The following is a 12,124-nucleotide window of genomic DNA, read 5'->3' on the forward strand; positions in this document are numbered from 1 at the left end:
TAACTTGAATAAGATTAATCTACCATGATTAATAATCCAAGTCAACATCCCTTCCATCACTTTCTTTAATACATTGAACGAAACGCACATCAGATATTCTGAAGCCCCAGTTTTCCCGCGCAACGGCCACAACGATAACGCTTCGGATCTATTTTCCGCTTGCGCAAATATTCCGTACCACAGCTCTTGCACACCAACTTATAACGATATGGCAACGGCTTTCTGCCTTTACCGTCAGGAAGTGATTGGCAGTAACGCGAACCGCCTACCTTCTGCAATAAAGCCTTGAATTCCGGGTCACGATGCTGATAGCCGCGCCCACGAATATGCAGATGATAGTGACACAGCTCATGCTTGATGATTTTCTCAACCTCATCTCGCCCATAGGCTTCGAGTTGATTCGGATTGATCTCAATCCGGTGACTTTTGAGCATATAACGCCCCCCCGTCGTGGTCAGGCGACTGTTAAACAACGCTTCATGGGTGAACGGCACTCCGAAATGATCCAGTGATACCTGTTCAATCCATTGTTGCAATTCCTCATTTTCCATCGATATCCTCTCCTTGCACCCCCTCGGAGCATTTGTTTTTCCGGTATAATACTTGAATTTTAACCGTTTCGTAGGCTACACTGTCAAGTAGAATGTATGAGGGGAGATTATTACTCGTTATGCCTACAATGCGCTATGTCATCCTGCAGCAGGAACAACACTTGCAGTTCGTGGAAATGCCCGCAGATTACGCCTATCAACTCAGTGCGCTCAACCTGCGCCTGCACAAGGAAATTGATAAACTCACTGCAGCAGATGTCCCTGTCCTGCCTTGGGCGATCGCCGAATGTGACAGCCTCGATCTCCTAAACGAAAATCTTACTATCATCGGTGGCCTTGATTATATCAATGCGCTTGAAGAATCTTTTGCAGTATTACGTGAAAGCCATTATCCCTTGATTTCTCTGCTTACCGAAATCCGAGCTCTTCAGGTCCAATTGGAACAATGGTATGAAGAAGAGATGGAAGCTCTCTAATTCACCTCTGGTATCATTTTATAATGATGAGAACGAAAAGCACATTTCCCTGAATTGGGATTTGTGCTTTTTTTGAGTGAACCAGATTGATTTGCCGGAGGCCTCCACTTATCCCGCACAGTCCAGGCTATTGCCACATATGCTAACGTACAGATGAATTATGCAAGAGGAGGAGATACCCTTGCCTCAATGGCTTTGCAATCAACTGATGCGTGCATTTCACAAAAAGGACAGCCGGCAGATCAAGTTGCTGAACGAATGCTGGTTCTTTTATCGTAACAAACCAGCAAATGGCACACCACGTAGCGCGGAGAACGAACTTTAAGAGGTAGTTCATAAAAGTCTGCATTGGATTACGAAGGATGGCCTTTTGAACACGCACTTTAAGAAAATGCACATATTGCCCACCGTACTTACTAGAGGAATTAGAACGGATAACGGGACTATTACTGTCGACAACAAACAGCCTTCCTGGTTAGGGAAGGCTGTTCTCCAATCCTACTATTTAAGAAGACTGTTGCGCAGAAGCAGGCTTCTTCATCGTCAGGCCGACACGGCCTTTTTTGGTATCCACACTCATAACCCAGACCGTTACATTATCCCCGACAGACACAACGTCCATCGGATGTTTAACATACCCGTTGCTGAGCTGTGAAATATGGACAAGCCCATCACTCTTGATCCCAATATCAACAAAGGCACCAAAATCAATAACGTTCCGAACCGTACCTTGCAGCTCCATGCCTTCCACCAGATCCTCAATTTTCAATACATCTGTACGGAAGATTGGCAACGGCATTTCTTCACGCGGGTCACGCCCCGGACGCTGCAAGCTGTCCAGAATGTCACGCAATGTAGGCACACCTACGTCCAGTTTCACAGCCAATTGTTCTGGCTGTTGCTCTGACAGTAATACCGACAGTTCCTTGCTGCCCAGCTTGTCCAGTGCAACCTGAAGCTCCTTGAACAGCTGATCCACTACCTTGTAAGACTCAGGGTGAATAGGTGTACGGTCCAGCGGGTTCTCTCCCTCACCAATACGCATAAATCCTACGCACTGCTCATAGGTTTTGGCACCCAGACGTGGCACCTTCTGAAGCTGACGGCGGTTCGTAAACCGGCCATTTTCTTCACGGTACTTCACAATGTTTTTGGCAATCGTAGCGTTAACTCCGGCAACATATGACAGCAACGAAGGTGATGCTGTATTCACATCCACACCCACATGGTTAACTGCGGATTCCACGACAGCCTTCAGGCTTTCTTCGAGAATCTTCTGGGATACGTCATGCTGATATTGACCCACACCAATGGCTTTTGGATCAATCTTAACCAACTCCGCCAGCGGGTCTTGTACCCGGCGAGCAATGGAAGCTGCACTGCGCTCCGCAACATCCAGATCAGGGAATTCTTCCTGGGCCAGCTTGGATGCAGAATATACACTCGCGCCTGCTTCGTTAACAATCAGATACACAAGACTTTCATCACCGTTCTCCTGAATGATCTCGGCAACAAACTGCTCCGTCTCACGTGATCCGGTACCATTACCAATGACGATCAGTCCGATATCATATTGCTTGATCATGCGATGGAATACTTCCGCAGCTTCACGTTTCTTGTTGTGTGGTGGCGTTGGGTAGGTCACAGCCACTTCCAGCAGTTTGCCCGTATCATCTACTACAGCCAGTTTACAACCGGTACGATAGGCCGGATCGACACCCAGTACACGTTTGCCATGAATCGGCGGTTGAAGCAACAGATTACGCAGATTGGCCGAGAATACCGATATGGCCTGATTTTCACCTTTTTCCGTGAGCTCTCCCCGAACTTCGCGCTCGATGGAAGGCGCAATCAGCCGCTTGTATGCATCTTCAATCACATCACGCAGGATATCCTGCACCGCAGAAGCACCACGAATGATCTGTCCTTCCATATGGCGATGGGCCGGTTCTGCCTGTACGTCCAAGCCGACTTTCAGAATACTCTCACGTTCACCGCGATTAATCGCGAGAATACGGTGTGGAGGCATCTTTTTGGCTAGTTCGCGGTAATCATAATAATTCTCGTACACGGACTCCTCTTGAGCATCCTTCGCTTCTGAAGTCAGCATGCCGTGATCCAAGGTGTACCGACGAATCCAGGCACGAATGGCAGCATCGTCTGCGATATTCTCCGCGAGAATGTCTTTGGCTCCCTGAAGCGCCGACTCCGCATCTTCTACACCCAATTCAGCATTGATATATTTCGCAGCTTCCTGGAGTACATCTCCTTGTTTCGGTTGACCCCAGATCCATACAGCAAGGGGCTCAAGACCTTTTTCTTTTGCCACACTGGCACGCGTTTTCCGCTTCTGACGGTAAGGTCGATACAAGTCTTCCACTTCCTGCAGCTTCACAGCTTGCGTAATGGATTGCTTCAGTTCTCCGGTCAGTTTGCCCTGTTCCTCTATAATACGGATGACTTCCAATTTGCGATCCTCAAGATTGCGCAGATAAACAATGCGTTCTTCAATCGATCGCAGCTGGTTCTCATCCAGCTCTCCAGTCATTTCTTTACGGTAGCGGGCGATAAATGGAATCGTATTGCCTTCGTCCAGAAGCTCCGATGTTGTGCGGACCTGCTTCAAGGACAGTGACAGTTCCTTGGCTACCTGTTTGATGATTCGTTCATGGCGTTCTGCCTTTATTGTTTCTTCATTGGGTTCCAGAACCGTTTCCTGTTCAGACAAAATAAATCCCTCTTTCCTTCCTGAATCGTTCGTTACAATCATTTCAGGGCAGCTTTGCTGCTGTAATTACAGTATAGTTGAACCATTTGTTTCTTCCACTCTACCCTATATTATCACAGAATCACGTCCAGATTTCCATCAATCCGCAAGCATACAAGTTCTGACAGAATGATGTCATCTTCCAGCCTTCCCCATTACGTCAAAAAAAGACCGAAAATCGTCATCACGACGCTCCTCGGTCTTTCCTTACTTAAAACTTTAAATACAATAGCAATCTAATAAGTGAAACTGCTCATTTACACGATAACGGAGAGGACAGAAAAAACCTGAAAAAGCGAAGCGTTCGCCTTTATCTCCGGATTTTCCCTTTGAGAAAAGGGAATCAAAAAATCTGGGGATAACAGCGATTGGAAGGTTGTTCTGTCATCGGAGTATGCATGTAAATAAAATGCAGTTCACTTATCTAGACGCGCTCGAACCGGAACATCTCGCTCAGATAGTCTCCTGATGTGCTGCCTACCGGAATACCGCCATACATGAGGGCATCGCCAGTAAAGGTCTCCGATCCGCCTTTCAGACGGTAATCCGCATTAGGGTCCAATCCTTTCAGCTTCAGGCGCTGAAGTGGCGCATTGGGCTCAGAGAGCACACGGAAGTAGAATACAACAGCTTCGCTTCCGTCCGGTGCAATAAACATCCACGCCGTCTCATTGCCTTCAAACGGACTGAGCAAACGGCGGAATGTTCCATATTGAACCGTTCCACGAATCTCCTTGTACAGCTCAACCTGGGCTTTCACGATGTCGTTCTCTTCCTCCGTGAATTTTGTCAGGTCCAGCTCGTACCCGAAGTTGCCCGACATCGCAACATGTCCCCGAATCTCAAGAGAAGTTATCCGGTTGACCTGATGATTCGGTACCGCTGAGATATGCGATCCCATCGAACTTACCGGGTACACAAGACTCGTACCGTATTGAATCCGCAAGCGGGATATGGCATCCGTGTTATCACTTGTCCACGTCTGTGGCATGTAATACAGCATACCTGGATCGAAGCGGCCACCACCACCTGAACAGCTTTCGAACAGAATGTTCGGGAACGCCGAAGTGATTCGTTCCATAACATCATACAGTCCGAGCATGTAACGATGCGCTGTCTCACGCTGTCTATCTGCCGGAAGCAATGCAGAACCCACTTCCGTCATATTGCGGTTCATGTCCCATTTCACATAAGTGATTGGTGCAGAACCAAGTACGTCTGTTAACATGCGCACAATCTCATCACGTACATCCTGACGAGAGAAGTCGAGTACCAGTTGTTGACGTCCTTCTGTCCGGCGACGATCAGGCACATGCAGACACCAGTCTGGGTGCGCACGGTACATCTCACTGTCTGGTGAGATCATCTCTGGTTCAAACCACAAACCGAACTGCATGTCCAGACCTGTTACACGGTTAGCCAGATCATCCAGACCCTGTGGCAATTTGTTCTTATCTACAATCCAGTCGCCCAATGAGGAATTGTCGCTGTCCCGATGTCCAAACCAGCCATCATCCAAGACAAACAACTCAATACCCAGCTTCTGTCCGGCGCGAGCGATCTGCTCAATCTTGTCTGCATTAAATCCAAAGTAGGTTGCTTCCCAGTTATTGACCAGAACCGGACGTTCCGCATTACGGAACTTACCACGCGCAAGACGCTCCCGATACAATTCGTGGTAGGACTGTGACATGCCGTCCAAACCTGCAGCCGAATATACCATAACCGTCTCAGGTGTCTGGAACGCTTCTTGTGGCTCCAGCTTCCAGCTGAACTCGAACGGGTTGATCCCGAGCGATACACGTGTGGTGTGGAACTGATCCACTTCAGCCTGTGCGGTGAAGCTGCCACTATAGACGAGACTGAATCCGTAAACTTCACCTTGGTCTTCATCCGTGCCTGGTGTCATCAGCGCAATAAATGGATTCTGCTGGTGACTGCTTGAACCGCGACGGCTCTCAATCCCTTGCAGGCCTGACGCAAGCGGTCTGCGAACGATATCACGTTCCCGTGTCCATGCACCTGACAATTGCAACAATTCATAATCCGCGTGCGGGAAATCAACAGAAGAACTGAGCGCACGCACCACATTCACTGAGGTAGCGCTCTCATTAACGATACGCATCGAGCGTGTAATTGCATTAAATGCCGTAAAGGCTGTATAAGAAAGCTCGATTTTGATGCCTGCAACGCGGTCTTCCAACTCAATAACCAGCGTCTCTGCTTCTTCATCGGATTCAACATACGTTGCTGGCAAACCAGTAAGCGCTGTCTTTCCTTTGACCAATCGATGGCCTGTATACGTAAACTCCGAAACCGTCGAGCCATTCTCAAGTTCCAGTTGGATAGCCGGATTACGGAAATCACTCGTGCCATACACGGGTAGTTCCACTGCCAATGTATCAAATGAAATTGTACGGTCCTCTGGTACCGGGTTCGGGCTGAAAGATGCTCGTTCTGTCCGTACATGCAACCAGCTCAGATCTGTGTCGCGTAATTTTTTGCCATAATACAAATGCACCAAATATCCTGAAGGCAGTACCTGAAATACGTAACTGGCCTCGCGGGTCTGTAAATGAAATTGAAGTTTCTCTTGATTGATGTAAATGCTCATATGTCTCCTCCACCTCTATATATAGGTCTTTCGGTAAACGGTTTCTCAGGTTTCATTATAGCGAAAAGATCGCCAATGTTCTACGCTTTCATCAAGCTTTAATCAAAAGAGCGCATAACAGCCCGAAGGATGTCATACGCTCTTTTGGTTACAATCTGAATTCAGTGTGTTCCCTTACGGGAACATCCATTGCCAACGGACGGCAGTGCAACGTACAAGACGCTGGTTACTGCCTTAAAAATCGATTAAACCAAGGCTGATCTGTAAGGCTTCGTTGACCAATTTCATGGTCTCCTCGTCCAGATGGGTAATCTTGTCAGTCAGCCTCTGTTTATCAATCGTCCGTATTTGTTCGAGCAAAATAACCGAGTCCCGGTCAAAGCCGTGTGCCGCCGCATCAATTTCAACATGCGTTGGCAGCTTTGCCTTCTGGATTTGGGCGGTGATAGCCGCCACAATACAAGTTGGACTGAACCGGTTGCCGATATCATTCTGGATTACCAGAACCGGCCTGACTCCACCTTGCTCGGAACCGACAACGGGAGAAAGATCCGCAAAAAAAACGTCACCACGTTTTACGATCAATGTCTACACCCCGCTAACTAAGCGGTCCAGAGTGCTGTCCGCATCTTCCTCCGCATGAAAGGCTTCGGATGCCATGGTCAGATTAATTTTTGCCATCTCCATGTACCCTCGCTGCATCGTTTCACGGATGTAACGTTTCTTACGCTCCGTTAAATACAGCTTCATAGCCTGCCTAATCAATTCGCTGCGGTTGGAATTCTCCAGCGCTACGATGCCATCCACTTCCTGCAAAAGATAATCAGGTAAACTGATCATGATCCGCTTGGTGTTCTGCAAGTTGGCCACCTTTCTTCCACCCCCACAAACCTTTCGCCATTGTGAACCAGTATTACGTTTTTCCAGAACTTTTATACAAAGGAATATATATGCCCCGAGTATATCAAGTATGCTGTACTCCATTATAAACACGGGGAACAATATTCGTACAGACCAAACATCTCAATTCAGGAATTAAATCCTTACCGTCATACATAATTCGAGATGCTCCGACAGTTTTCCTTCTGTTCTGAAAAAAAGTTTATTGGGAATGACGTCCAGTTTACCTGTCAGGATGTCAAAAGTGGATTGATTCTGGCGACTGTTGCTCCCCCGCGGGTATATACCCGCGGAATGCGGTGCGCCATCATGCAGATCACTTCATAAGCAATCGTACCGAGCTGAGATGCCACCTCGTCTGCGGTTATTACGCCACCAGACTGATGACCGATGAGGACAACCTCTTCGCCGACTTGAATTTCTTCCGCCTCTTCCGCGAAAGATTGTAACGACACCATACACTGATCCATGCAGATTGTACCGACGACAGGGACGCGGCGTCCGCGTACAAGCACTTCTGCTTTACCTGTCAGCATTCTGGAGAATCCGTCTGCATATCCGATCGGCAGGGTCGCTATTCGTTCGTAACCTTGCGTAAAATAACGGGTTCCGTAACTGATCCCCCAATGGGGTGGCAGTGTTTTGACCAGAACCGCTTTTGTCTTCAGCGTCAATACCGGGGACAGCTTCACCACCTGATGATTCACCTCAGCCGAAGGATACAGTCCGTACAGGCTTATTCCCACACGTACCATGTCATAGGACAATTCCGGTGTATCAATGGCAGCGGCGCTGTTCGCCGTATGTATAATCGGGATGGAACATCCCTGATCCCTGAGCGCATGAACTACGCTTTGGAACCGTCTATACTGCTCCAGTGTATAGGTTTTGTCTTCTTCATCTGCTCTGGCAAAATGGGTAAACATACCTTCCAGCATCACCTGATTGAGCGAAGCTACTTCCTGAATGAAAGCCAATGCCTCATCGCCAGGCAACAGACCTAATCGGCCCATGCCGCTGTCGATTTTAATATGAACCTTCAGTTGGTTAGCGAATGTGCTCGCATCCAGATGTCGAATGGCGTCAAGCACTTCCCTGCTGAACAGTGTGACGGTCACATCATGTTGCCATGCAACAGCGATCCCTTCAGGCGGCGTATATCCCAGTACCAGGATTGGAATCGTAATCCCATGTTGTCGCAGTTCTAGAGCTTCGTCAAGAAAAGCCACACTTAAGTAATCCACACCCACTCGTTCCAGTTCCCTAGCCGTCTCCACCGCTCCATGTCCATAGGCATTGGCCTTCACACAGGCGAGGAATTTCATGCCCTGAGGCAATGCCTCGCGGAAAGCTTCTACGTTAGTACACAAATGATCCAAATTGATCTCCGCTTGGGTCGGCCGATATTGTCCTTGCACGTTAAGTCACCTTCTCTAATCATCTTAATCCGGCTCACGTCAGACTCCATCGTAATGCTCCAGCATGTGACTGTCAAATGAACCGAAGTTTCGCATCCAAAAACAGATGTAAGGTGCGCCTTTTGAAGAACAAATGCGAACACAGAAGAAGACCGATAAGCGAGATTAGCAGGGCAAAATCCCACTTTTCACCCAAGCAAAATCTGCTTATATCGATTATTTACCCGGTTCCCTCTGCGTAGAAGCGCATTTTGCTTTATTGAGTGTATCGGGTAAGAAAAACAGCGCTAAATGAATACCTTTCTTACATCAAAGCAAAGCACCGGAGAACAGGTCTCCGATGCTTCTTAGCATTCCTTATGTTTATGCTACTATTCGTTCATTTGTTCAAAAATCATTTGCCTGACTCTTCCTGCATCGATGTTGCAATGCGTACCATTTCGTTCTGAGGCAGGTCGGCACTGGTGATCCGATATTCTATGCCATCTGTCATCCATGTCAGAGTCTTCAATGCATCTCCGCTGATCATCCCCAGTGTGAATCCAAGATCTACTACACTGGATGGAGCAAGTGATACAGCTCGATCCTGTGGTCTGGCTTCGAATATCGTGTAATTATATGTTCCTTCATAACGAAGCATAACCGAATAGTCTCCCGCTTCTTCCAGAATCTGATCGTCCTTGAGCTGCACGCCTTCCGGCGCATAGGTCGGCTGAATCACGCCGAAGCTGTCTGCCCCTTCCGGTTCTGCAAGTGTCGGCTTTTCGCCTTCCTGACCTGTTGTAGCACCTTCTGTACCTTGCTGCTCTGTGTCACCACCTACACCCGACTGTCCATCAGTAACGGCTCCATCAGGTTCAGGCGCAGTCTGAGGATTGGCAGGTTCTTTACCGCCCTCACCTGTTTGCTCCGCAGGAGTTACACCAGAATCCGTTCCTGTTTGGCCGCCCTCTTTTGTAGCTGCTGTCATGTTACGTTGCATGTCAAAGGCGTCTTTCTCAAATGCAGCACCAAATTTGAAGGAATCAAACTTCACATCCACGACCACATTGGCATTGGAGTCGGATACCTCAACCTGTTTCGGTGCGTAATCACTTTTGTTCAGCCAGATCTTCTGTCTAACGAGTGCATGTGTATTATAATTGGCAGCTACATCAAAAACATAGCTCTCCTTCTCATCCGCAAACTGACGGGTTGTATCCCCCGTAATGCTCCGAATCAATGTTTCATAGAGATATACCTGTCCTTGATTATCTGGCCAATTGCTCTGAAAACGGAAGCTTTTGTTCTGGCTCGGTGTCAAAACAAACACGCCTTCATCGTTACGCAGTACAATCTGTGTTACATCCTTTTTTGCATTCGTTAACGCAATACGATAATAGGAAGGCTTCTGATGCCATACCTCGACCTTGTACTGCTGCGGCGTATCTCCGGTATGCAGCGTCATCACGCCTGCCCCCTGGTAACTTTCCATCTCTCCTACGACTTCGTTCAGATCTTTGACCACAGCTGCCGCATCCTTCTTCCCGCAGGCGGCAAGCAAGACCGATAAGACCAATACCATGGCAAGCATCCATGATATTCGGCGCATGACATCATCCCCTTTAGCACATGTTTTCACTTCAGGATTGTGCTTGCAGCAGAATCCCTACTTGATTAGTACATGTTATGAGGGACTTGTTCGATATATGCGGACTAGTTTGACAAGCAATCGGTGAAGTCCGTTAATACGGCATTGCTACGCAAAATCAGTCTCAGGGAGGATGTTAACTTTATCCAGAAAAGGCATAGTGAATTGTAGGAGATTATTCTTTTTATTGGATATTAGGAGGAAAAGGTATGACGACAACAAAGCTTAGCACATCACTGGAAGGAATGGATGAATTCATCGACGAGCAGCTTCAATTATGGAATGGTGTCGGCACAGCGGTGGCTGTGATCCATAAGGATGAAGTCATCTGGCAAAAGGGCTACGGTTATCGTGACATGGAATCCAAACTTAAAGTTACCCCTAATACGTTGTTTGCCATCGGTTCAAGTACCAAAGCCTTTACCGCAGCAACCGCTGCTCTGCTTGTGGATCAGGGGATACTCGACTGGGATACCCCTGTGAAGTCGTATATGAAAGACTTCAAGATGTTTGATCCGATCGCAACAGAACGTATAACTATCCGCGACATGCTGTGTCATCGTTCCGGTCTTCCAAGGCATGAGTTGGTATGGTACAACTCCCCGCGTACAAGAGAAGAACTTGTTCGAACATTACAGTATCTGGAGCCAAATCAGGATTTCCGAAACAAATGGCAGTATCAGAACCTGATGTACATGACGGCAGGTTATCTGGTTGGACAGCTCAATGAAACTTCGTGGGAGCAGATGGTTCAGAAGACTCTATTTAATCCGCTGGGTATGAACTCAAGTCTGTTCTCTGTTGAAAAAATGCAACTTCAGCCTGACTATGCTTACCCTTATATGGAGAAGGATGGTCAGAATACGAGAATACCTTTTCGAGCCATTGATGCCATAGGACCTGCTGGTTCCATTAACAGCAATCTAATCGATATGATTGCATGGCTTCAATTCCAGTTGCATCAAGGTCAATGGGAAGGAACGTCATTGATATCTAAGGAACAGATGAAGATTATGCATAGTCCTCAGATGCCCAGTGATTCGCCGTTTATAAGCCAAGAACTGCCTATGAGTACATATGGTCTGGGTTGGATGATTGAGCCTTATCGTGGACATGCCATGATTCATCATGGTGGGGCTATTGATGGCTTTGCATCACAAGTTGCCTTTTTGCCAGAGGAGCAGATTGGAATCGTGGTTCTGAGTAATACCAACGGAAGTATAATTCCCTATACGGTTGCTTTTCGTATCATGGACCGACTGCTTGGATTAGAACCCGTCAATTGGAGTTTCAAATTGAGAAAATTAATGGGGAAAGAATCAACAGAAACGGAGGCTAATCCGGAGAATCCTCTGGAAGTGCCTATTCAAGCAGACACTGCCGTTGAGGAAAATATTGAAGAACCTCACATCATACCTTGTGATCGCCCTTACACCGCTTATGCGGGTATTTACACGCATCCTGGTTATGGCGAGATGTCGATTCAAGAGACAACGGACGGGTTGCAAGCAACCTTTAACGCCATTGAAATGCCCATGGAATATACCGGGAAAGATACGTTTTCCGTCGAATTTGTGTTATTCGGTCTGAAGATCACGTATACATTTACCCTCAATGAATCTTCAGAAGTTGCTCAATCCATCTCCATTCCTTTGTTGCTTGAACCGGGTACAAAGCCTATTGAATTCATCAGGGTTTCGTAAATGATCTGAAACTATATAAATTGAACTAATGAATATATTTACACTGGTCACTCCGATGACAGAAC

The 12,124-nt window shown here is 47.4% G+C and carries 10 protein-coding genes; 3 read left to right on the forward strand and 7 right to left on the reverse strand.

Annotated elements, in window-relative coordinates; all coding sequences use genetic code 11:
- Positions 1-89: 89 nt before the first annotated feature.
- On the reverse strand, positions 90-551 hold the full coding sequence (locus C170_RS15080; protein WP_051447206.1) for a SprT family protein: 462 nt from the start codon (positions 549-551) through the stop codon (positions 90-92).
- Positions 552-670: 119 nt separating this feature from the next.
- Here C170_RS15080 and C170_RS15085 point away from each other — a divergent pair, with 119 nt between their 5' ends.
- Together C170_RS15085 and cmpA are read left to right on the forward strand one after the other, a co-directional pair.
- Positions 671-1,027: a hypothetical protein gene (locus C170_RS15085; RefSeq protein ID WP_036611180.1), complete on the forward strand. Its 357-nt coding sequence runs from the start codon at positions 671-673 to the stop codon at positions 1,025-1,027.
- Positions 1,028-1,208: 181 nt separating this feature from the next.
- A complete protein-coding gene (cmpA, locus tag C170_RS30785) occupies positions 1,209-1,352 on the forward strand; it encodes a cortex morphogenetic protein CmpA (protein WP_017690033.1) in 144 nt (47 codons plus the stop codon).
- Between the two features lie 180 nt (positions 1,353-1,532).
- Here the strand turns inward: cmpA and C170_RS15090 are convergent, their stop codons facing one another.
- The 6 genes from C170_RS15090 to C170_RS15115 all read right to left on the reverse strand — a co-directional run bounded on the left by C170_RS15090 (position 1,533) and on the right by C170_RS15115 (position 10,317).
- Complete coding sequence (locus C170_RS15090; RefSeq protein WP_036611182.1) at positions 1,533-3,755, reverse strand: Tex family protein; 2,223 nt, start codon at positions 3,753-3,755, stop codon at positions 1,533-1,535.
- 463 nt (positions 3,756-4,218) lie between these two features.
- A complete protein-coding gene (locus tag C170_RS15095; RefSeq protein ID WP_036611184.1) occupies positions 4,219-6,408 on the reverse strand; it encodes an alpha-galactosidase in 2,190 nt (729 codons plus the stop codon).
- A 234-nt stretch (positions 6,409-6,642) separates the two neighbouring features.
- Complete coding sequence (locus tag C170_RS15100) at positions 6,643-6,993, reverse strand: type II toxin-antitoxin system PemK/MazF family toxin (RefSeq protein ID WP_024630714.1); 351 nt, start codon at positions 6,991-6,993, stop codon at positions 6,643-6,645.
- A gap of 3 nt (positions 6,994-6,996) precedes the next feature.
- Entirely contained in the window at positions 6,997-7,278 is a 282-nt protein-coding gene (locus C170_RS15105; protein WP_017690037.1) for a CopG family ribbon-helix-helix protein, read from the reverse strand.
- Positions 7,279-7,538: 260 nt separating this feature from the next.
- Positions 7,539-8,726 carry an alanine racemase gene (alr, locus tag C170_RS15110; RefSeq protein ID WP_036611187.1) on the reverse strand — a complete coding sequence of 396 codons (1,188 nt, stop codon included), beginning with the start codon at positions 8,724-8,726 and terminating at the stop codon, positions 7,539-7,541.
- Between the two features lie 394 nt (positions 8,727-9,120).
- Entirely contained in the window at positions 9,121-10,317 is a 1,197-nt protein-coding gene (locus tag C170_RS15115) for an outer membrane lipoprotein-sorting protein (RefSeq protein WP_036611189.1), read from the reverse strand.
- A gap of 248 nt (positions 10,318-10,565) precedes the next feature.
- Here C170_RS15115 and C170_RS15120 point away from each other — a divergent pair, with 248 nt between their 5' ends.
- A complete protein-coding gene (locus C170_RS15120; protein ID WP_036611191.1) occupies positions 10,566-12,059 on the forward strand; it encodes a serine hydrolase in 1,494 nt (497 codons plus the stop codon).
- The last annotated feature ends 65 nt before the right edge of the window (positions 12,060-12,124 follow it).

Source organism: Paenibacillus sp. FSL H7-689 (assembly GCF_000517905.1).
Taxonomy (GTDB): domain Bacteria; phylum Bacillota; class Bacilli; order Paenibacillales; family Paenibacillaceae; genus Paenibacillus; species Paenibacillus amylolyticus.